20 protein-coding genes are annotated in these 21,922 nt (G+C 67.6%); 11 read left to right on the plus strand and 9 right to left on the minus strand.

Annotated features, from left to right (window positions below; translation table 11 throughout):
* Nucleotides 1–45 precede the first annotated feature (45 nt).
* From murJ to trxA, 6 genes are all read left to right on the plus strand, one after another.
* A complete protein-coding gene (gene murJ / locus DIZ27_RS02580) occupies nt 46–2,340 on the plus strand; it encodes a murein biosynthesis integral membrane protein MurJ (RefSeq protein ID WP_109376572.1) in 2,295 nt (764 codons plus the stop codon).
* A gap of 139 nt (nt 2,341–2,479) precedes the next feature.
* Nucleotides 2,480–4,198, plus strand: coding sequence for a protein kinase family protein (locus DIZ27_RS02585; protein ID WP_109376573.1), 1,719 nt, complete (start codon nt 2,480–2,482; stop codon nt 4,196–4,198).
* A 29-nt stretch (nt 4,199–4,227) separates the two neighbouring features.
* Complete coding sequence (sigM, locus tag DIZ27_RS02590) at nt 4,228–4,953, plus strand: RNA polymerase sigma factor SigM (RefSeq protein WP_109376574.1); 726 nt, start codon at nt 4,228–4,230, stop codon at nt 4,951–4,953.
* Nucleotides 4,950–5,864: an anti-sigma factor gene (locus DIZ27_RS02595; protein ID WP_109376575.1), complete on the plus strand. Its 915-nt coding sequence runs from the start codon at nt 4,950–4,952 to the stop codon at nt 5,862–5,864. Before sigM ends, DIZ27_RS02595 begins: the two co-directional genes overlap by 4 nt.
* A gap of 206 nt (nt 5,865–6,070) precedes the next feature.
* A complete protein-coding gene (gene trxB, locus DIZ27_RS02600) occupies nt 6,071–7,039 on the plus strand; it encodes a thioredoxin-disulfide reductase (protein ID WP_109376576.1) in 969 nt (322 codons plus the stop codon).
* A gap of 41 nt (nt 7,040–7,080) precedes the next feature.
* On the plus strand, nt 7,081–7,413 hold the full coding sequence (trxA, locus tag DIZ27_RS02605) for a thioredoxin (RefSeq protein WP_109376577.1): 333 nt from the start codon (nt 7,081–7,083) through the stop codon (nt 7,411–7,413).
* A 102-nt stretch (nt 7,414–7,515) separates the two neighbouring features.
* Here the strand turns inward: trxA and DIZ27_RS02610 are convergent, their stop codons facing one another.
* The 9 genes from DIZ27_RS02610 to rpmH all read right to left on the minus strand — a co-directional run bounded on the left by DIZ27_RS02610 (nt 7,516) and on the right by rpmH (nt 14,514).
* Nucleotides 7,516–8,133 carry a GNAT family N-acetyltransferase gene (locus tag DIZ27_RS02610; protein ID WP_109376578.1) on the minus strand — a complete coding sequence of 206 codons (618 nt, stop codon included), beginning with the start codon at nt 8,131–8,133 and terminating at the stop codon, nt 7,516–7,518.
* 322 nt (nt 8,134–8,455) lie between these two features.
* Nucleotides 8,456–9,553 (minus strand): ParB/RepB/Spo0J family partition protein, encoded by a 1,098-nt coding sequence (locus DIZ27_RS02615; protein WP_109376579.1) that lies wholly within the window; start codon nt 9,551–9,553, stop codon nt 8,456–8,458.
* The gene (locus DIZ27_RS02620; protein WP_109376681.1) at nt 9,550–10,629 is read right to left on the minus strand and encodes a ParA family protein; all 1,080 of its coding nucleotides are present in this window, start codon (nt 10,627–10,629) and stop codon (nt 9,550–9,552) included. Before DIZ27_RS02620 ends, DIZ27_RS02615 begins: the two co-directional genes overlap by 4 nt.
* A 344-nt stretch (nt 10,630–10,973) precedes the next feature.
* Complete coding sequence (gene rsmG, locus DIZ27_RS02625) at nt 10,974–11,693, minus strand: 16S rRNA (guanine(527)-N(7))-methyltransferase RsmG (RefSeq protein ID WP_109376580.1); 720 nt, start codon at nt 11,691–11,693, stop codon at nt 10,974–10,976.
* 116 nt (nt 11,694–11,809) lie between these two features.
* Nucleotides 11,810–12,322 carry a R3H domain-containing nucleic acid-binding protein gene (locus tag DIZ27_RS02630; protein ID WP_109376581.1) on the minus strand — a complete coding sequence of 171 codons (513 nt, stop codon included), beginning with the start codon at nt 12,320–12,322 and terminating at the stop codon, nt 11,810–11,812.
* Between the two features lie 15 nt (nt 12,323–12,337).
* Entirely contained in the window at nt 12,338–13,609 is a 1,272-nt protein-coding gene (gene yidC, locus DIZ27_RS02635; RefSeq protein ID WP_109376582.1) for a membrane protein insertase YidC, read from the minus strand.
* Between the two features lie 3 nt (nt 13,610–13,612).
* Nucleotides 13,613–13,987 (minus strand): membrane protein insertion efficiency factor YidD, encoded by a 375-nt coding sequence (gene yidD / locus DIZ27_RS02640; protein ID WP_109376583.1) that lies wholly within the window; start codon nt 13,985–13,987, stop codon nt 13,613–13,615.
* Complete coding sequence (gene rnpA, locus DIZ27_RS02645) at nt 13,984–14,355, minus strand: ribonuclease P protein component (protein ID WP_109376584.1); 372 nt, start codon at nt 14,353–14,355, stop codon at nt 13,984–13,986. Before rnpA ends, yidD begins: the two co-directional genes overlap by 4 nt.
* Before the next feature lie 21 nt (nt 14,356–14,376).
* Nucleotides 14,377–14,514 (minus strand): 50S ribosomal protein L34, encoded by a 138-nt coding sequence (gene rpmH / locus DIZ27_RS02650; protein WP_003956500.1) that lies wholly within the window; start codon nt 14,512–14,514, stop codon nt 14,377–14,379.
* Nucleotides 14,515–14,890: 376 nt separating this feature from the next.
* Between rpmH and dnaA the strand changes: the two genes are divergently transcribed.
* The 5 genes from dnaA (at nt 14,891) to DIZ27_RS02680 (ending at nt 21,850) form a co-directional block, all read left to right on the plus strand.
* Nucleotides 14,891–16,837 (plus strand): chromosomal replication initiator protein DnaA, encoded by a 1,947-nt coding sequence (gene dnaA / locus DIZ27_RS02655; protein ID WP_109376585.1) that lies wholly within the window; start codon nt 14,891–14,893, stop codon nt 16,835–16,837.
* A 918-nt stretch (nt 16,838–17,755) separates the two neighbouring features.
* Nucleotides 17,756–18,886: a DNA polymerase III subunit beta gene (dnaN, locus tag DIZ27_RS02665; protein ID WP_109376586.1), complete on the plus strand. Its 1,131-nt coding sequence runs from the start codon at nt 17,756–17,758 to the stop codon at nt 18,884–18,886.
* 260 nt (nt 18,887–19,146) lie between these two features.
* Nucleotides 19,147–20,022 (plus strand): phosphogluconate dehydrogenase (NAD(+)-dependent, decarboxylating), encoded by an 876-nt coding sequence (gene gnd / locus DIZ27_RS02670; RefSeq protein WP_109376587.1) that lies wholly within the window; start codon nt 19,147–19,149, stop codon nt 20,020–20,022.
* 155 nt (nt 20,023–20,177) lie between these two features.
* Nucleotides 20,178–21,299: a DNA replication/repair protein RecF gene (gene recF, locus DIZ27_RS02675; protein ID WP_109376588.1), complete on the plus strand. Its 1,122-nt coding sequence runs from the start codon at nt 20,178–20,180 to the stop codon at nt 21,297–21,299.
* On the plus strand, nt 21,296–21,850 hold the full coding sequence (locus DIZ27_RS02680) for a DUF721 domain-containing protein (protein WP_109376589.1): 555 nt from the start codon (nt 21,296–21,298) through the stop codon (nt 21,848–21,850). The genes recF and DIZ27_RS02680 overlap by 4 nt, the downstream gene beginning before the upstream one ends.
* Nucleotides 21,851–21,922 lie beyond the last annotated feature (72 nt).

Genomic DNA, 21,922 nt, shown 5'->3' on the forward strand with positions numbered 1-21,922 from the left:
GGATGTCGTGGCCGGGTGGGCCAGGGACGATGAGGTGGGGTAACCATGAACGCGCCGTACGACGGTGACCGCGGTCATGCCGCGGGCAACTCGGGCCATCCCGAGTCGGACCCGCCCGAGGGTCCGCCGCCCGGGCACGACCAGGCTCCGCAGCCGTCCGCTGATACGTATCTCCAGGACGCCTACGACCAGGACCCCTACCGCGCACAGGACATCGCCGCCCAGGACCCGGTCGCGGAGGCCCTGTACGACCGTGCGGCGCATCCCCCGCCCCCGCAGGGCGCGTACACCCCTCAGCAGCCGCTGTACGGGCAGCCTCCCCAGTCGCCCCACGCGCCCGATCCACGGGTATGGGCCCAGGCCCCGGCGCCGGAACCGGACGGTCCGACCCAGTACCTCCCGTACGGGGATGATCCGCGCACGACGCAGTTCGTGGGCGTGGACGACCTGGTCGGCCAGGCCGGAGGCCAGCGCCGTGAGCCGGACGCCTTCGCCCACCTGCTCCGCGATCAGCAGCAGGACGGCTACGCCGAACAGCACGGCGGTGGGTATCCCGGCCACCAGCCGGTGGCCGGCCGACAGTCCCCCGAGTCGATTCCGGTACCCGGCACGGCCTCCGCGGCACCCGGCCACTACGCGGGAGCCACACCACCGCCTGCCGCCGAGTCGCCCGCACCGCAACCGGCTCCCGTGCCGCCCGCGAAGAAAGGCGGCCGGGCCGGGGGGCTGCTGAAGTCCAGTGCCGTGATGGCGGCGGGCACGATGGTGTCCCGCCTCACGGGATTCATCCGCTCCGCCTTGATCGTTTCGGCGCTCGGCCTGGGTCTTCTCGGTGACTCGTTCCAGGTCGCGTACCAGTTGCCGACCATGATCTACATCCTCACCGTCGGCGGCGGCCTCAACTCCGTCTTCGTCCCGCAGCTCGTCCGCGCCATGAAGGAGGACGACGACGGCGGCGACGCGTACGCCAACCGGCTGCTGACCCTCGTCATGGTGGCCCTGGCCGTGCTCACCTCCGTGGCATGGCTCGCCGCGCCACTCCTCGTGCGTGCGCTGTCCAACCCGGTCGCCTCCGACCCCGCGGCCAACGAGGTCGCCATCACCTTCACGCGCTACTTCCTGCCCTCGATCTTCTTCATGGGCGTGCACGTGGTGATGGGGCAGATCCTCAACGCGCGCGGGAGGTTCGGCGCGATGATGTGGACCCCGGTCCTCAACAACATCGTCATCATCGTGACGCTCGGTACGTTCATCTACGTCTACGGCACCGCCGCCGACTCCCAGATGACGGTCACCAGCATCCCGCCGGAAGGCCGGCGCCTCCTCGGCATCGGTGTCCTGCTCGGCCTCGTCGTTCAGGCCCTGGCCATGATCCCGTACCTGCGCGAGACCGGGTTCCGCATCCGTCTGCGCTTCGACTGGAAGGGCCACGGACTGGGCAAGGCGGCGATGCTCGCCAAGTGGACCATCCTGTTCGTGCTCGCCAACCAGGCGGGCGCGCTGGTCGTGACCCAGTTGTCCACAGCGGCCGGCCTGAACTCCGATGTCCAAGGCACCGGCTTCGCCGCCTACGCCAACGCCCAGCTTATCTGGGGCCTTCCGCAAGCCATCATCACCGTTTCCTTGATGGCCGCTCTACTGCCCCGTATCTCCCGCTCGGCGGCGGAGGAGGACAGCGGCGCCGTCCGGGACGACATCTCCCAGGGCCTGCGCACCACAGCCGTCGCGATCGTGCCGATCGCCTTCGGCTTCATCTCGCTCGGCATCCCGATGTGCACGCTGATCTTCGGCTCCTCGGGTATCAGCGAAGCGACCAACATGGGTTACATGCTGATGGCCTTCGGCCTCGGTCTGATCCCCTACTCCGTGCAGTACGTCGTCCTGCGTGCCTTCTACGCCTACGAGGACACCCGGACCCCCTTCTACAACACGGTCATCGTGGCCGCGGTCAACGCGATCGCCTCGGCCGTCTGCTTCTTCGTTCTCCCGGCCCGCTGGGCCGTGGTCGGCATGGCCGCCGCGTACGGCCTCGCCTACGTGACCGGCGTCGGTGTCGCCTGGCGTCGGCTGCGCAAGCGGCTGGGCGGGGATCTGGACGGCGCCCGGGTACTGCGGACGTACGCCCGGCTGTGCATCGCCTCGGTTCCGGCCGCACTGCTCAGCGGTGCGGTCTGCTACGGCATCGGGCACAGTCTCGGTCAGGGTGCCGGAGCTTCGTTCGCCGCACTGCTGGCCGGTGGGGCCGTCCTGCTCGGCGTCTTTTTCGTCGCCGCCCGCCGGATGCGCATCGTGGAGGTCAACTCGCTGGTCGGTATGGTCCGCGGACGCCTGGGACGCTGAGTCACGGGTAACCGCACAACCATCGTCAGCCCTTGTGTGTCGTGCATAGCGGCGGACTGTGGGCACAATTGGTTTTGGCGTCGGACGGCGCGCGAGGGCGGTCGCCGACGCGCAATGGATGGGGAGGCAGGGAACGACGGTGGCGGAACGGAGCACAGCTGCCGTCGACGTGGCAGACAACAGCGGCGAGCAGCCGCTGACCGCGCAGGCGGACCAGTCCACGGCCGACGGGGTGGTCAAGAACCGGGAGCAGGACACGGACAGCGACGCGGCACAGGAGAACACCGGGACCGACGGCTCCAGGACGACGTCGCCGCTCGAGCTGCACAGCGGTCACAAGCTCGCCAGACGCTACCGTCTCGAAGAGTGCGTCACCCGTTTGGACGGATTCAGCAGTTGGCGTGCCGTGGACGAGAAGCTCCGCCGCGCCGTCGGTGTGCACATTCTGCCCGCGGACCACTCCCGTGCCCGCTCCGTCCTGGCCTCGGCCCGCGCCTCCGCCCTGCTGGGCGACCCTCGCTTCGTACAGGTCCTGGACGCCGTCGAGGAGAACGACGTCGTCTACGTCGTACACGAATGGCTCCCCGACGCCACCGAGTTGACCACGCTCCTGGCGTCCGGCCCGCTCGAGGTGTACGACGCCTACCAGATGGCCAGTCAGATCTCCTCCGCCATGGCCGCGGCCCACCGCGAAGGACTCGCCCATCTGCGGCTGAACCCCAATGCGGTCCTGCGCACCTCGACGGGCCAGTGGCGCATTCGGGGTCTCGCCGTGAACGCGGCGCTGCGCGGCATCGAATCCGACACCCCGCAGCGCACCGACACCGAATCCATCGGCGCCCTGCTGTACGCGGCGCTCACCCAGCGCTGGCCGTACGAGAGCGACGCCTACGGTCTGTCAGGGCTGCCGAAGGACATCGGTCTGATCCCGCCCGACCAGGTGCGGGCCGGTGTCCACCGCGGCCTGTCCGAGCTCGCCATGCGCGCACTGGCCAACGACGGCGCCACCGCCTCCCGCCATGAGTCCCCGTGCACCACGCCGGAGGAACTGGTGAAGGCAATCGGCGAGATGCCCCGCATCCGCCCGCCGGAGCCGGCCTTCACCACCCCGCCGGACTACCAGCGCACGACGTACCAGCAGGGCTCCTACGGACGTCCGGCGCCCGGTTTGGGCGTCACCCAACCGGTACCGGCCCCGCCGCCACCGCTGCAGAGCCGTACGGGCAAGGCACTGAAGTGGGCCGTGTCAGCACTGCTGATCGCCGCGCTCGGTCTGGGCAGCTGGCAGCTCGCTGACGCCCTCATCGGCCAGGGCGGCAGCGCGGACGACACCAACAAGACACAGACGACGGACGGCAACGACAAGAGTCCCAAGAAACCCAAGCCGGCCAAGCCACTCACGATCCAGGGTGCTCAGGAGTACGTCGCGAAGGGTTCGGCCCAGGCCCCCGGCGACGTGGACAAAACATACGACAACGACCCCTCGACCTACTGGCGGACCAAGTACTACAACGACGGCCCGACGCTCGCGCCGTACAAACCCGGAGTGGGCATCGTCTACGACCTCGGCTCGGCCAAGGAGATCTCGACGGCGTCGATAGGGCTCCGGTACACCGGTGATCACACGGCGGTGCACCTCTATGCCACGGACTCACTGTCGCCTTCGACCGGGATCGACGGCATGAAGAAGATCGGATCCGCCACGACCAGTGGTGGGTCGCTGGAAGTGAAGGTGTCGGACTCGGTGAAGACGCAGTACGTACTGCTGTGGATCACGGCCGTCCCGAACGCGCCCGCCGACGGCTACAGCAGTGCCGGCTACAAGCAGGCCATCACCGACCTGAAGTTCACCGGCTGACGTCTCACCGAGCAAGGGGAGGGGGTCCGATGCCGGACGGCACCACGCACCACGATGCAAGCGATCAGGACCTCCTCGCCCACCATGTGAAGGGCGATCCCGAAGCCTTCGGTGAGCTGGTGCGCCGGCACCGGGACCGGTTGTGGGCGGTGGCCCTGCGGACACTGGGGGATCGTGAGGAGGCCGCTGACGCGGTTCAGGACGCTCTTGTCTCCGCCTATCGGGCCGCCCACACCTTCCGAGGTCAGTCGGCCGTCACGACATGGCTGCACCGGATCACGGTGAACGCGTGCTTGGACCGTGCGCGCAAGGCTGCATCCCGGAAGACCTCCCCTGTCGACGACACAGAGCGCCTGGAGCAGCTGCTGGAGCCCCACGAGTCCGCCTCGGCTCCTGCGGAACGCAACGATCTGCACCGTCAGCTCATAGCGGCCATGGGAACTCTCCCACCCGATCAGCGGGCAGCTCTCGTACTGGTGGACATGCAGGGCTACCCCGTCGCGGAGGCCGCCCGCATCCTCGATGTGCCCACCGGCACGGTGAAGAGCCGCTGCGCTCGAGGCAGAGCCAGACTCCTTCCCCTTCTGCAACATCTACGGCCGGACGGGAGCGGTGACGGCAGGAAGCGGGGTGAGGAACGGAACCGGCCGCAGGGGGCATCCGTCCCATCCGCAGCGGGACCGCGTCGACCGGATCCGCCGGATACCGGACCAAGTGACCCAGCGGCAGTGAAGGGCGGAGGTGGGAAAGCGTGACATCGACGACAGGCATGACGGAACACCCAGACGTCACGGAGATCTCCGACCTCACCGAGGGACTCCTGCCGCCCACTCGAACCGCCGCTGTGCGCCGACACCTGGACGAGTGCGACCTCTGCGCAGACGTCCATGCGTCGCTGGAGGAGATCCGGGAACTGCTTGGCACGATGCCGGGTCCACCGCGTATGCCTGCCGAGGTGGCAAGCCGTATCGACGCCGCGCTCGCCGCGGAAGCGCTGCTGCAGGCCAGGGCACCGGGGTCCGAGAACGTCGCAGAGCCGGCCGGTGTCTCCCCTCCCCAGTCCGATGAGGACCGCGCGCATGTTTCACGTGAAACATCGACGCCGACGGACCGCCCCACAGGGCGTCCTCGCCCTTCCACGACCGGCCCAGGTCGCAAGGGCCGTATGCAACGTGGCCGCCGTAGGGCCGCGGTGCTGGGGACCGTGTTCACCGTTGCGGCTCTGGGGCTCGGCACGCTGTTCGTGACGTCCCAGAACGACGAAACGGGTCCGGGTGGCGTTCAGCAGACGACCTCGGACACATTCTCCGAGGGTGAGCTGGGGAAGCAGGTCTCCGATCTCCTCGCGCAGAACCAGCGGAAGGGCGAATCCTCTCGCACGCCGCAGACCTTGGAAATGGAGTCGGAGGCCGGAGCCGCCAGCCCCAGGGTTCTCCAGCAACCCGCGGTCCCGGCATGCATCCGTGAGGGAATCGGCCGCAATGACGCCGCACTCGCCACAGAGCAGGGCATCTACAAGGGGCGAAAAGCCATCCTGGTAGTACTTCCCAACCCCTCCGACGACACCCGTGTGACCGCCTACATCGTCGATGCCACCTGCGTCGGCAACCCATCCTCGGCCACCACGGCAAAGGTTCTGCTGAAGAGCTCCTACGCCCGCGGCTGACAGTCGACGCTTCGTCTCCGTCCTGAGTGGTATCTCGTACGGTGTGTGCCTGCCCGCGCCCACCTGAGAACCGCGTCCGTCAGCTCCATCGGTGTGCTCAGGCACAGCGGGAATGCTCGCCCCTTAGGATCCGTTGGGTGAGGTGAGAGTTCCGACAGAAGCTCCCACCGGTCGGATGACACAGACCAGAGACGAGGAAACAAGCCGTGAGCGACGTCCGTAACGTGATCATCATCGGTTCGGGGCCGGCCGGCTACACGGCAGCCCTCTACACCGCCCGTGCGTCGCTGAAGCCCCTGGTGTTCGAGGGCGCCGTGACCGCCGGTGGTGCGCTGATGAACACCACCGATGTCGAAAACTTCCCCGGCTTCCAGGACGGCATCATGGGCCCCGAGCTCATGGACAACATGCGCGCCCAGGCAGAGCGCTTCGGGGCAGAGCTCATTCCGGACGACGTGGTCGCCGTCGACCTGACCGGAGAGATCAAGACCGTCACGGACACCGCAGGAACCGTTCACAAGGCGAAGGCGGTCATCGTCGCCACCGGCTCGCAGCACCGCAAGCTCGGCCTGCCGAACGAGGATGCCCTCGCCGGCCGCGGTGTCTCGTGGTGTGCCACATGTGACGGCTTCTTCTTCAAGGACCAGGACATCGCCGTCATCGGCGGCGGCGACACCGCAATGGAGGAGGCCACTTTCCTCTCACGGTTCGCCAAGTCCGTCACGGTCGTCCACCGCCGCGACACCCTGAGGGCCTCGAAGGCGATGCAGGAGCGTGCCATCGCCGACCCGAAGATCTCGTTCGTCTGGGACAGCGAGGTCGCAGAGGTCCAGGGTGACCAGAAGCTCTCGGGTCTGAAGCTGCGGAACGTCAAGACCGGCGAACTCTCGGACCTGGCGGTGACCGGCCTGTTCATCGCGATCGGGCACGACCCTCGCACGGAGCTCTTCAAGAGCCAGCTGGAGCTGGACGGAGAGGGCTACCTGAAGGTCGATGCGCCTTCGACACGTACAAACCTCACTGGAGTGTTCGGTGCCGGTGACGTGGTCGACCACACCTACCGCCAGGCGATCACTGCGGCCGGTACGGGCTGTGCCGCCGCCCTCGACGCCGAGAGGTTCCTTGCCGCTCTCACGGACGGGGAGCAGGCCGAGCCCGAGAAGACCTCTGTCTGACCTCCACCCTCACCACGCACCAACCAGTTAAGGAGCCCGCCGTGGCCGGCACCCTGAAGAATGTGACTGACGACTCCTTCGACCAGGACGTCCTCAAGAGTGACAAGCCCGTCCTGGTGGACTTCTGGGCCGCCTGGTGCGGTCCGTGCCGCCAGATCGCCCCTTCCCTCGAAGCGATTGCCGCGGAGTACGGGGACAAGATCGAGGTCGTCAAGCTGAACATCGACGAGAACCCGGGTACGGCCGCCAAGTACGGCGTCATGTCCATCCCGACCCTGAACGTCTACCAGGGTGGCGAGGTCGCCAAGACCATCGTCGGTGCCAAGCCGAAGGCCGCGATCGTCCGCGACCTCGAGGACTTCATCAGCGAATGAGCGTCGACCGCCTCGTAAGGGGCACATGTTTCACGTGAAACACGAATGGGCCGACCCGTCTGGGTCGGCCCATTCGCATGACGCGCACCAGCACGTGGCACATCAGAGGGGGCGCAACACCGGCTCCTTCTGGACGGCTCCGAGCAACCGGTCCAACGCCATCTCGACATCGTCCTTCCACGACAGTGTTGTCCTCAGCTCCAGTCTGAGCCGGGGATACGCGGGATGTTGACGAACCGTCTTGAAGCCCACCGCCAAGAGGTGATCAGCGGGCAGAACACAGGCTGGCTCTTTCCAACGCGCGTCGCCGAAGGCTTCGATCGCCTTGACCCCGCGACGCAGTAGGTCCTTCGCCACCGTCTGCACCATCACCCTCCCCAAGCCTTGCCCCTGGTAGCCCGGCACGATAAACCCGGTCATCAGCTGCACGGCATCAGACGACACAGGGCTCGTGGGAAACGCCATGGCACGCGGCACATAAGCAGGCGGGGCGTAGAGAACGAAACCCACGGGGAGGTCATCGACATAGACGACCCTTCCGCACGACCCCCAGTCCAGCAGCACAGCCGAGATCCACGACTCCTTCTCGACCGCCGCCGTTCCCGCTGTTACTGCTGCCTCACCACTGACGGGGTCGAGCTCCCAGAAGACACACGAGCGACAGCTCCGGGGAAGGTCTTGAAGGTTGTCCAGCGTGAGCGGTACGAGCCGACGCCCCATGAAGCCTGTCCCTCGCTTCCTCCGCCTGCTGCCTCACAGGCGGCTGCCAGAGCATGCCGCTCCTTGAGGAGGCTGCCGATGAACCCTCCGAAGACGGCAATCGCCAGCCCCGCTCCCACCCGTCCGGTGCGGCTCATCATTCGCATGGCCCTGCCTTGCGCTCGAAGATTCAGGTACTGGCGGCGGGCACACCCTGTCTCACCGCATCGTATCCATGAAGCGATTCCGTCGATACCGCCAGAAAGCAAAGGGCGGATCGTTTCCGGGATATACCGGACACGATCCGCCCACGGGCGACTGTTCGGCTGACCGAGCCGAAGCCTCAGAAATCTTCCACGGAGTCGTCGTCCACAAGACTCTTCTGCAGAACCGGCCCCTCATCAGGAGCAAGAGTGCCAAGAATGCGCTCGAGGTCCTCCATGGAGGCGAACTCGACGGTGATCTTCCCCTTCTTTTGGCCTAGGTCGACCTTCACCCGCGTCTCGAAACGATCCGAAAGGCGGGTGGCCAGATCGGACAGCGCCGGAGACACCAGGGCACCCGCCCTCGGCCCCTTGGAGCGCGGCGACTTCTGCGGCCCGGACCCCATCAGGGTCACGATCTCCTCGACAGCCCGCACCGAGAGACCCTCGGCCACGATCCGATGGGCCAGCCGGTCCTGCTCCTCGGAGTCCTCCACGGAGAGCAAGGCCCGCGCGTGCCCGGCGGAGAGCACTCCGGCAGCCACCCGGCTCTGAACTCTCGGCGAGAGCTTCAGCAGACGCAGGGTGTTGGAAACCTGCGGGCGGGAACGACCGATGCGGTCCGCCAGCTGATCATGCGTGCAGTTGAAGTCCTTCAGCAGCTGGTCGTAGGCGGCTGCCTCTTCCAGCGGATTCAGCTGGGCACGGTGCAGATTCTCCAGAAGGGCGTCCAGGAGGAGCTTCTCGTCCTCCGTGGCCCGCACGATCGCCGGGATGGCTTCGAGCCCCGCGATACGGCACGCCCGCCAGCGGCGCTCACCCATGATGAGCTCGTAGTGCGCGGGCCCGACCTGCCGTACCACGACAGGCTGGAGGAGACCGACCTCCTTGATGGACGTGACAAGTTCTGCCAGCGCATCCTCGTCGAAGACTCCGCGCGGCTGGCGCGGATTCGGCTTGATGGATTCGAGGGGAATCTCCGCGAAGTGTGCCCCCAGGGGAGGCATGGGCATCTCCGCCGCGCCATGCGTCGACGACTCCTCTGTTTCACGTGGAACAGAGGGAAGTGCGGCCAGTTTGGCCACGGCCACCCCGCGCTCGTTCGACAGCACCGGAGGCGCGGCGGAAGAGGCGGAAGCTGCGCCTCCTGTCACGGTCGGGGAGACCGTCTTCTCTGCCGGGGCAGCAGGGATAAGTGCGCCAAGACCACGGCCCAGCCCCCTCCGTCGCTCACTCACTGGACGCCCTCCACCATGCTCGGATCGTTCTGCTGTGCACCGATGTGTGCGTTCGACGCGTCATAGCTGACGCCAACGCCCCTCAGCGCGATCTCGCGTGCCGCCTCAAGGTAGGAGAGGGCACCGCTCGATCCAGGATCGTAGGTCAGCACCGTCTGCCCATAACTCGGCGCCTCCGAGATGCGCACAGAGCGAGGAATGCTTGTCCGCAGCACCTCGTCGCCGAAGTGACTACGCACCTCGTCCGCAACCTGGGACGCAAGGCGCGTCCGGCCGTCGTACATGGTGAGCAGGATCGTCGATACGTGCAAGGAGGGGTTGAGGTGGCCCCGCACCAGATCGACATTGCGGAGCAGCTGTCCCAGGCCCTCCAGGGCGTAGTACTCGCACTGGATCGGGATCAGGACCTCCTGTCCCGCCACCATCGCGTTGACCGTCAGCAGGCCGAGGGACGGAGGGCAGTCGATGAGGATGTAGTCCAGCGGCTGCTCGTAGGCATGGATGGCACGCTGCAGCCGGCTCTCCCGTGCCACCAGCGACACCAGCTCGATCTCCGCGCCGGCGAGATCGATCGTGGCGGGTGCGCAGAAGAGACCCTCCACGTCGGGGACCGGCTGGACAACCTCCGCCAGCGGCCTGCTCTCGACCAACACGTCATAGATGGAAGGAACTTCGGCGTGGTGGTCGATCCCCAGGGCCGTAGAAGCATTGCCCTGAGGGTCGAGGTCGATCACCAAGACCCGAGCGCCATGGAGCGCAAGCGACGCGGCGAGGTTGACGGTCGTCGTCGTCTTGCCCACGCCACCCTTCTGGTTGGCGACCACGATGAGGCGTGTCTGCTCGGGCCGTGGCAGGCCCTCGCCTGCGCGACCCAGTGCATCCACCGCCAGCTGGGCAGCACGACCGATGGGAGTGTCGTCCATAGGAGGCGGTGTTTCACGTGAAACATCCGCCCCCATCGATTCGGCACGGGGACCGGGGACCGGGTCGGTCATCGGTCCCGCGATGTTGGCGTCGGACCGCAAGGTGGATTCACTCTCCTCGACTTCAGGCTCGCAATGAACAGAGCCTCCCATGTCTTCGGGGTCGTGAACCAGTGAGGCCTGACGTTCTGTGGAGAAATCCACTTCTGTGGACAACTCCGCACCCCCTGAGGGGGGCGAAGTCTCGTTGGGAGCAGGCCCCTCTCCGAGTGAACCGAGAGGCTTACGATCGCGGGGTTCGGCCGCGGCGCGACCGCGACTGATGATGCCGTGCAGCAGGGAGCGACGTTTCACGTGAAACACGATGCACAGCAGCCGGGGCTGCACTGCCGCGACACTCCGGCCTACGGAGGTTCGGCAGCTTGTGTGGAGTACGTCTGCCCCTTCAGGGGGTAGGCCTGCCCGCCAGATGTCCTGCAGCCCGGCAGACCACGCCTCTATCCGCGTCGGCGCCGTGCACGCCCGGCGCGAGCGGCCTTCGCGCGCTTCGCCGCGAAGCGCACACCGCCGGGACTTTCCCCCACCTCGACCCGCACCACCGTGGACATCGGATCCACCACACCCTCACCCACATGCACGACCGATGTCGCCACGGCGCCGAGCTTGCTCAGCGCCGAGGTCGCATTCTTCAGCTCCTCCTCGGCGGCATCACCCTTGAGCGCGAGCATCTCTCCGTACGGCCGAAGGAGGGGGATGCCCCACGTGGCGAGGCGGTCAAGGGGCGCCACGGCCCGTGCGGTCACCACGTGCACCGGAGACATCCGGCCCATGACCTCCTCGGCCCGGCCACGCACGACCGTCACATGGTCCAGTCCCAGCAGCTCCACGACTTCGGTCAGGAAGGTGGTACGCCGCAGCAGTGGCTCCAGCAGTGTGATCTTGAGGTCCTCGCGGACCAGCGCCAATGGGATACCCGGCAGACCGGCACCCGAACCGACATCGCACACCGTGACGCCTTCGGGCACGACTTCCGAGAGCACCGCACAGTTCAGCAAATGCCGCTCCCACAGGCGCGGCACCTCCCGCGGGCCGATCAGACCACGCTGAACGCCCGCCTCAGCGAGCAGCTCCGCGTAACGCACCGCGTCCGCGAAGCGCTCGCCGAACACCTCGCGAGCCTGCTCGGGCGCGGGGGGAAGCTCCGCTGCCTCCGTCACGGGGGACCGTCCTTCCGTAGCGTGCCGACATCGGGCGCCGACACCACAGAACTATCAGGCTGACAAAATTCGGCCCCGCCTGCGCAACAGACGGGGCCGGTTGAACGTGGAACCGTTCAGGCGGGAAGCACGACGACGAAGCGCTGCGGCTCCTCGCCCTCGGACTCACTGTTCAGGCCGGCGGCCTTGACCGCGTCGTGCACGACCTTGCGCTCGAACGGCGTCATCGGGTCGAGCTTCACGGGCTCACCGCTGCTCTTGGCCTCGGCGGCGGCCTTCGCCCCCAGCTCGGACAACTCGGCCCGCTTCTTGGCGCGGTACCCCGCGATGTCGAGCATGAGCCGACTGCGGTCCCCGGTCTCCCGGTGCACGGCCAGACGCGTGAGCTCTTGGAGCGCTTCCAGCACCTCACCGTCCCGACCGACCAGCTTCTGCAGGTCACGGCCGGCCGAGTCGCTGATGATCGAGACGGAGGCACGGTCGGCCTCGACGTCCATGTCGATGTCACCGTCGAGGTCGGCGATGTCGAGCAGACCCTCCAGGTAGTCCGCTGCGATCTCACCTTCCTGCTCCAGGCGGGTCAGGGTGTCTGCGCCCTCGGCAGCGGTGGAGGTGGTGCCTTCCGTCACGGGATGGACTCCTTCTTACTTCTTGGACGGGGACTTGGGCCGCTGCGGGCCCTTGCGCTGTCCGGACTGGGCCCTGCTGCGGGTGCTTCCGCCGGACTTCGCGTTGCCCTTCTTGGCAGCGGCGGCGGGCTTGACGTCGTCCTGAGGCGTTTCGGGCTTGGACAGCGAGGTGGGCTCACCAGCCGCCTTCGCCGCACCGCCCTGCCGCTGGGACTTGGTCTGCCGCTTGGGCTGCTGACGCTTCGCGGTCTGGATCGTGGCCGTAGAGCCGTCCTCGGCCTGTGCGGCGGCCGTGGCATCGCCCTTGATCACCGCGCCATCGGTCTGGGCCACGAGGCCCGCCTTGCTCAGACCGTTGATGAACTTGCGCTCGTATTCGTTGCGGTCCCGGCCCTTGGCCATGATGGCCTTGACGATGGCACGCTCACGGCGGTTGCGGGTCTTGCCGTGGTGGGTGACGTGCTTGGCAAGGCGCTCCAGGTAAGCGGCCTGCGCCTTCGAACCCGGCGTCGGGTTGTTGTGGATGACGTACATCTGCTGGCCCATGGTCCACACGTTGGTGGTCAGCCAGTAGACGAGGACACCGACCGGGAAGTTGATGCCGAAGACGGCGAAGATGACGGGGAAGACATACATCAGCATCTTCTGCTGCTGCATGAACGGCGTCTTCACCGTGGTGTCGACGTTCTTCGTCATCAGCTGGCGCTGCGTGTAGAACTGCGACAGCGACATCAAGACGATCATCAGGGCCGTGACGATCCGCACATCGGTCAGCGAGGCGTTGAGGGCTTCGACCTTGTCCGCGCTGTCCGTGAACTTCGCCGCGAGCGGGGCACCGAAGATGTGCGCCTTCTGCGCACTCTCCAGCAGACGCTCGTTGATCACACCGATGGTGTCGTTGGACGCGATGCTGTTGAGCACGTGGTACAGAGCGAAGAAGAACGGGGACTGCGCCAGGATGGGAAGGCACGAGGAGAGCGGGTTGGTACCCGCGTCCTTGTACAGCTTCATCATCTCTTCGGACTGACGCTGCTTGTCGTTCTTGTAGCGCTCCTGGATCTTCTTCATCTCCGGCTGGAGCGTCTGCATCGCGCGCGTCGCCTTGATCTGCTTCACAAAGAGCGGGATCAGGCAGATACGGATCAGGATCACCAGGGACACGATGGACAGGCCCCAGGCCCACCCGGTGTCGGGGCCGAAGATGGCCCCGTACACGGAGTGGAACTGGACGATGACCCAGGAGACAGGTGTCGTGATGAAGCTGAAGAGGCTGGCAATCGTGTCCACTAATCATGCTCCTTGGGCATGGGGCGAGGTCTCTGCGGCCGGATTCGAAGGGCTCGTCGGACTTACGGAAGAAGTCTGTCCTTCGGTGGCCGGTTCGGCGGAGGCAGGCCCGCCCTTGCGTGCACGCCAGGCGTCACGCAACATTTCGTGCCACCGCGGGCGCTTGCGCGGCGGGACATGGTCCACGCCACCCAGCGACCACGGATTGCACCGCAGGATGCGCCAGGCCGTGAGTGCTGTGCCCTTGACGGCACCGTGCCGGTCGATGGCCGTGTAGCCGTAGTGGGAACACGACGGGTAGTACTTGCACACGGGCCCCAGCAGCGGACTGATCGTCCACTGATAGAGCTTGATCAGAGCCAGCAGCGGGTACTTCATCGCGTGCCCCCTCCCAGCAGCCGCTGCAGAGCGGCATCCAGGTCTTGGGCCAGTTGTGCATGGTCGGCGTCGCCCGCGCCGGGCAGCGCTCGTACGACTACCAGGCTACCGGGGGGCAGCAGGGCTACTCGATCGCGCATCAGGTGGCGAAGTCTGCGCTTCACCTTGTTCCGCACGACCGCTCCACCCACAGCCTTGCTCACGACGAAACCCGCACGTGTCGGGGGAGCGCTCTCCCCAGGCACATGCGGGTCCGTGACACCGCTGCGAAGGTGTACGACGAGGTGCCTGCGTCCGGCCCGGCGTCCTCGTCGTACCGCGGTCGCGAAGTCCTCGCGCCGCCTCAGCCGGTTGTCGGTGGGCAGCACGACGTCATGACCTGATCGGGATCAGGCGGACAGGCGGGCGCGACCCTTGCTACGGCGGGACGCGAGAATCGCGCGGCCGGCACGGGTGCGCATACGCAGCCGGAAGCCGTGGGTCTTCGCGCGACGACGGTTGTTCGGCTGGAAGGTGCGCTTGCTCACTCGGGGGCTCCAGAAAGATGTCGTTGATTGCGGGGTGCCGTCCTGGCTGTCACCGTGCGCCCACGAGTAGCTCGCGTTACGCCCGAGTGCACCGCTGACCGATCATCTTGCGCGATCTGTGCCCATCGGAGGCAGGCGGCAGCAGCCATCGACAACTCGACCTCGTCACGGTACGCGCGGCTGCCTCCTTCGGTCAAACCAGCAGCCTCGGGGAGACACTTGTCCACAGGCTGGGGACAACGACTTGAACAGCACCGGCCGCCCTGACTACCGTGACGGAACTCCGATTCGTTCCTTTGTCCCTCGACCACCCCCTTTACAACCCCGACCCGTCCCCGAATCACACGTTCGAGGGACCTGTGAGAGAGCGTGCCCTGTGGCTGACGTACCTGCCGATCTTGCCGCAGTGTGGCCACGCGTCCTGGAAGAGCTGCTCGGAGAGGGCCGGGGCCAGGGAGTCGAGGGGAAGGACGAACACTGGATCCGGCGCTGCCAGCCGCTGGCACTGGTCGCCGACACCGCGCTGCTCGCCGTGCCGAACGAGTTCGCCAAGGGCGTGCTCGAGGGCCGCCTCGCGCCGATCGTCAGCGAAAGCCTGAGCCGCGAGTGCGGACGCCCCATCCGCATCGCCATCACCGTCGACGACTCCGCGGGGGAGCCCCCGGCTCCGCCGGCCGCCCGCCCCCAGCCGCGCTACGAGGAGCCCGAGTTCCCTCCCACCCGGCAGGACCGACCGGACCGGCAGGACCGCCAGGAACACGAGCAGTACGAGGGCTATGGCCGGCGCCGCGCCGACCAGGACCCCGGACCGCCCGGCGACCAGCTCCCCACCGCCCGCCCCGCCTACCCCTCGGAGTACCAGCGCCCGGAGCCCAGCTCCTGGCCGCGACCGGGTCAGGACGAGTACGGCTGGCATCAGCAGCGCCTCGGTTTCCCCGACCGCGACCCGTACGCCTCGCCCTCGCAGAACGCCTACGGCTCCCCGGACGGCTACGGCGGCGCGCCCTCGCAGGACTACCGTCCGCAGCCGATGGAACGGCCCTCCTACGAGCAGCAGCGCTCCGACTACGAGACGTCACGCGCGGAGTACGACCGCAGTAACTACGACCGGGGCGGCTACGACCGCGGTGACTACGACCAGCGCGACACCGCCCGCCGCGAGCTCCCCGAGCCCCCGTCCGGCTCGGGGCACGTCCACCGCGGTGGCCCCGTCGGCCCGAACCTGCCCACGAGCGGGGCGCCCGGCCCACTGGCCGCACAGCCCGCGCCGGCGACCGGCCCCGGCGAGCCGACCGCGCGGCTGAACCCGAAGTACCTCTTCGACACGTTCGTCATCGGCGCCTCCAACCGCTTCGCGCACGCGGCGGCGGTGGCGGTCGCCGAGGCACCCGCGAAGGCGTACAACCCCCTGTTCATCTACGGGGAGTCCGGGCTCGGCAAGACCCACCTGCTGCACGCGATCGGACACTACGCGCGCAGTCTCTACCCCGGCACGCGGGTGCGGTACGTGAGCTCGGAGGAGTTCACCAACGAGTTCATCAACTCCATCCGCGACGGCAAGGGCGACAGCTTCCGCAAGCGGTACCGGGAGATGGACATCCTGCTCGTCGACGACATCCAGTTCCTCGCGGACAAGGAGTCGACGCAGGAGGAGTTCTTCCACACCTTCAACACGCTGCACAACGCCAACAAGCAGATCGTGCTCTCCAGTGACCGGCCGCCCAAGCAGCTGGTGACGCTGGAGGACCGGCTGCGGAACCGTTTCGAGTGGGGTCTGATCACCGACGTCCAGCCTCCGGAGCTGGAGACACGTATCGCGATCCTTCGCAAGAAGGCGGTGCAGGAGCAGCTCAACGCCCCGCCCGAGGTGCTGGAGTTCATCGCCTCCCGGATCTCGCGGAACATCCGCGAGCTGGAGGGCGCGCTGATCCGGGTGACGGCGTTCGCCTCGCTCAACCGGCAGCCGGTGGACCTCGGGCTGACGGAGATCGTCCTGAAGGACCTGATCCCCGGCGGCGACGACTCCGCGCCGGAGATCACCTCGACGGCCATCATGAGCGCGACCGCCGACTACTTCGGGCTCACGGTCGAGGACCTGTGCGGCACCTCACGCGGCCGCGCCCTGGTGACCGCACGGCAGATCGCGATGTACCTGTGCCGTGAGCTGACGGACCTGTCGCTGCCGAAGATCGGCGCGCTGTTCGGCGGCCGCGACCACACGACGGTGATGCACGCGGACCGCAAGATCCGCAACCTGATGGCGGAGCGACGCTCCATCTACAACCAGGTCACCGAGCTCACCAACCGCATCAAGGCCGGCTGAGCACCCGCAGGCCCCCGCAGAGGGCGTTCCCGGAGCACATCCGGGAACGCCCCTCTTCGTGCGCCCGCCGACCGGCCTTCGCGTACCTGCCGACCGGTGGGGGCCGACCCTCGCGGCCTCCGGTGTCCCGCCCACTGTTCGATTTCGGCACCGGGTTACGGCTGTCCTCCACAGATGTGGCAACTTTCTCCCGTCCACATCCTGGGGACTGTGAAGTTGTCCCGAAACTGTCCACAGCCCTGCTTGCTGGGGCAGCATCGAGCCAGGTCAACCGGCTGTGGATCCGTGGACAAGCGATCTCCACAGGCTGTGGACAAGCCGGTGCCCCACAGGCTGTGCACAAAGTTTTCCACCAGCAACCCACAGGCTGAGGCCAGTTGTCCCCAATGATCAGGCGCTTCTCCACACGCCTGTCCACTGTTCGGCAACGCCACGCGCCTCCTCACCGGGTCGAGTGAAAGGCGTCACAGCAAGGTGCCGAGGCCGCCTGTGGGAAAGACCGGCAAACCTGGGGACGGAGCTGGGGAGAACTCGCCCCTCCCTGTGCACGGAGTGTGCAGAACTTTTTGTTCTCCACAGAAACCCCGAGTTGTCCACCGCCTCCACCCACAGGCCCGGTGGACAAAATCTTGGCCCTGAGCTGGGAAAACAAGGTTATCCACGGTATCCACAGGCCCTACTACTACTCCCAACTAGAGAGAGGGAGAAATTCGTTTCGAAGAGGGTCCTGTGCACAACTCGCCGGTTCGACGCCGACTGCCGCTCGTCACGACTTGACCCCGAGGGGCACCTACTGTCAGTGCGGTGCGTCAGACTGGTCTCCGGTGTCCTTCCCTCACAGAGGCAGACGACACCGAGGCAGACGACGAAGGCGAAGCAGGGCGTGAGAACGCCGGCAACAGCAGGAGGCGGCTTACGGTGAAGATCCGGGTGGAACGCGACGTACTCGCGGAGGCAGTGGCCTGGGCTGCGCGCAGCCTCCCGGCCCGTCCGCCGGCGCCGGTCCTCGCCGGCTTGCTGCTGAAGGCGGAGGAGGGACAGCTGAGCCTGTCCAGCTTCGACTACGAGGTCTCCGCACGGGTCTCGGTGGAGGCGGAGGTCGAGGAGGAGGGCACCGTCCTCGTCTCGGGCCGTCTGCTCGCCGACATCTCCCGCGCGCTCCCCAACCGGCCGGTGGAGATTTCCACAGACGGTGTGCGGGCGACGGTGGTGTGCGGTTCCTCGCGGTTCACACTCCACACCCTGCCGGTGGAGGAGTACCCGGCCCTGCCTCAGATGCCGAACGCGACAGGCACCGTCCCCGGCGAGGTCTTCGCGTCCGCCGTGCAGCAGGTCGCCATCGCGGCCGGCCGGGACGACACCCTGCCCGTCCTGACCGGTGTCCGCATCGAGATCGAGGGCGACACGGTGACGCTGGCCTCCACCGACCGCTACCGCTTCGCGGTCCGCGAGTTCCTGTGGAAGCCGGAGGACCCGGAGGCCTCGGCGGTCGCCCTGGTGCCCGCGAAGACGCTCCTGGACACCGCCAAGGCGCTGACCAGCGGCGACCAGGTGATCCTTGCGCTGTCCGGCTCGGGCGCGGGCGAGGGGCTGATCGGCTTCGAAGGAGCGGGCCGCCGCACCACCACGCGGCTGCTGGAGGGCGACCTCCCGAAGTACCGCACGCTGTTCCCGACCGAGTTCAACAGCGTCGCCGTCATCGAGACCGCCCCCTTTGTGGAGGCCGTCAAGCGCGTGGCCCTGGTCGCCGAGCGCAACACCCCGGTGCGGCTCAGCTTCGAGCAGGGCGTGCTCATCCTGGAGGCCGGCTCCAGCGACGACGCACAGGCTGTGGAAAGGGTCGACGCCCAGCTGGAGGGCGATGACATCTCGATCGCCTTCAACCCGACGTTCCTGCTGGACGGCCTGAGCGCCATCGACTCCCCGGTGGCGCAGCTGTCGTTCACCACGTCCACCAAGCCCGCGCTGCTCAGCGGCAGGCCTGCGGTGGACGCGGAGGCGGACGACGCCTACAAGTACCTGATCATGCCGGTGCGGCTCAGCGGCTGACCCGCACCACCTGGCCGCGGCTGCCCCCGGCAGTCCACAGTTGTGCACAGTCCTTCCGGGCCCGGTGGACACCGGATCGTGGATACCGGTCAGAGCCGGACCCGGAAGTGGCCGTGAGCGAAGCCGCAGGTGAGGGCGTGCGCATGAGCGCGTATGCCCACAGATGTGCGTGAGCGCCCGGGTTTAGGGTCGTGCCGGTACGTAAGTGCCGCGGCACACCCGTGCCGCCATGCCACGTCGCAACCTAAGGAACACAACTGATGGAGCTCGGTCTCGTCGGCCTCGGCAAGATGGGCGGCAACATGCGTGAGCGGATCCGCCGCGCGGGCCACACCGTCGTCGGATACGACCGCAACCCGGACCTCGCCGATGTCCACAGCCTGGAAGAACTTGTGGGCAAGCTCGAGGGCCCGCGTGTGGTCTGGGTGATGGTCCCGGCCGGCCAGGCGACGCAGTCGACCATCGATGAGCTCGCCGAGCTGCTCCAGCCCGGCGATGTCGTCGTGGACGGCGGCAACTCCCGCTGGACGGACGACGAGAAGCACGCCGAGGAACTGGCGGCCAAGGGCATAGGCTTCGTCGACTGCGGTGTCTCCGGCGGCGTCTGGGGCCTGGAGAACGGCTACGCGCTGATGTACGGCGGCGACAAGGAGAACGTCGCCAAGGTGCAGCCGGTCTTCGACGCCCTCAAGCCGGAGGGCGACTTCGGCTCGGTGCACGCGGGCAAGGTCGGCGCGGGCCACTTCGCCAAGATGGTCCACAACGGCATCGAGTACGCGATGATGCAGGCCTATGCCGAGGGCTGGGAGCTCCTGGAGAAGGTCGACTCGGTGACCGACGTCCGGGAGGTCTTCCGTTCCTGGCAGGAAGGCACCGTCATCCGCTCCTGGCTCCTCGACCTGGCGGTGAACGCGCTTCACGAGGACGAGCACCTGGACAACCTCCGGGGTTATGCACAGGACTCCGGTGAGGGACGCTGGACTGTGGAGGCCGCGATCGACCACGCGGTCCCGCTGCCGGCGATCACCGCGTCGTTGTTCGCGCGGTTCGCCTCCCGTCAGGAGGACTCGCCGCAGATGAAGATGATCGCGGCGCTGCGCAACCAGTTCGGCGGTCACGCGGTCGAGAAGAAGTAGTCCGAAGAGCTGGTCCGAAGAAGTAATCCACAGACCGCAGAGCGGCCAGGAGTGGCTACAGCACAGCCGTAGAAGCAGTCACGGGGCATCTCCCTGGCTGTCCGTCCGCAGGACCGTACGACGGTCCACAACGTCGGGGAGGTCGGCGCACGACCATGCACGTCACGCATCTGTCGCTGGCCGATTTTCGTTCCTACCCCCGGGTCGAGGTCCCGCTCGATCCGGGGGTGACGGCCTTCGTCGGCCCCAACGGGCAGGGCAAGACGAATCTCGTCGAGGCGGTCGGCTATCTCGCCACACTCGGCAGCCACCGTGTCTCCTCCGACGCCCCGCTGGTTCGCATGGGCGCCGATCGCGCGATCATCCGGGCCCAGGTCCGGCAGGGCGAGCGGCAGCAGCTCGTCGAGCTCGAGCTGAACCCGGGCCGTGCCAATCGCGCCCGTATCAACAGATCCTCGCAGGTCAGGCCCCGGGACGTGCTGGGGATCGTCCGCACCGTGCTGTTCGCCCCCGAGGATCTCGCCCTGGTGAAGGGTGATCCCGGCGAGCGGCGCCGCTTCCTGGACGATCTGATCACGGCCCGTTCCCCGCGCATGGCGGGTGTCCGTTCCGATTACGACCGGGTCCTCAAGCAGCGCAACACGCTGCTGAAGACGGCCGCGCTGGCCCGCCGGCACGGCGGGCGCACCATGGATCTGTCCACCCTCGACGTCTGGGACCAGCATCTCGCCCGTGCGGGTGCCGAACTGCTGGCTCAGCGTCTGGATCTGATCGCCGCGATCCAGCCACTCGCCGACAAGGCGTACGAACAGCTCGCGCCGGGCGGCGGTCCCGTCGCCCTGGAGTACAAGCCGTCGGCGCCCGGTGAGGCGCACACGCGCGAGGACCTGTTCGAGCAGTTGTCGGCGGCTCTCGCCGAGGCGCGCAAGCAGGAGGTCGACCGGGGCGTCACCCTGGTCGGCCCGCACCGGGACGATCTGCTGCTCAAGCTCGGTCAGCTGCCGGCCAAGGGCTACGCCTCCCACGGCGAGTCCTGGTCCTACGCCCTGGCACTGCGCCTGGCCTCCTACGACCTGCTGCGTGCCGAGGGCAACGAGCCGGTGCTGGTGCTCGACGACGTCTTCGCCGAGCTGGACGCACGCCGCCGCGAGCGCCTCGCCGAGCTCGTCGCGCCAGGGGAGCAGGTCCTGGTGACCGCGGCCGTCGACGACGACGTTCCCCGTGCGCTGTCGGGGACGCGGTTCGTCGTGGCCGAGGGGACGGTGCGGCGGGTATGAGCGAGCCCGGCCGGCCCGAGGGCCCCCCTACGGGAATGCCCGGGGCGGCTGCTGAGCCCTCGGGCGTCGACCTGGCACGCGTGGCGTTGCGCGCGGCCAGGGAGGCGGCACGCGCGCGTGGGGATGTGGCGCAGCAGAAGAAGCAGGCACGGCGCGGTGGCCTGCGCTCCGGCGCGCGCGGCGACCGGCGCGATCCCATGGCGCTCGGTGCGGCGATCAACCGGCTGCTCACCGAGCGTGGCTGGGAGGCCCCGGCCGCGGTGGGCGGTGTGACGGGGCGCTGGCCCGAGATCGTCGGTGAGGACGTGGCCAAGCACTGTGAACCGGAGCGCTACGACGAGGACGAGCGAGTGCTGTTCGTGCGCTGCGACTCCACGGCCTGGGCGACGAACCTGCGGCTGCTCGCCCCGACCCTGGTCGCCCGGCTGAACGAGGACCTGGGCCACGGCACGGTGAAGCTGATCAAGGTCAATGGACCGGGTGGCCCCGCCCGCCGCTACGGCCCCCTGCGTGCTCCCGGGAGCACCGGGCCCGGGGACACGTACGGGTGACCCGGAGGCCTGTTCCGGGCCGTCCACTACAAGGTGATCGACGTCACATCGGGGCTTTTCGGGAGTGCGTTC

Source organism: Streptomyces sp. NWU339, assembly GCF_003143855.1.
Taxonomy (GTDB): domain Bacteria; phylum Actinomycetota; class Actinomycetes; order Streptomycetales; family Streptomycetaceae; genus Streptomyces.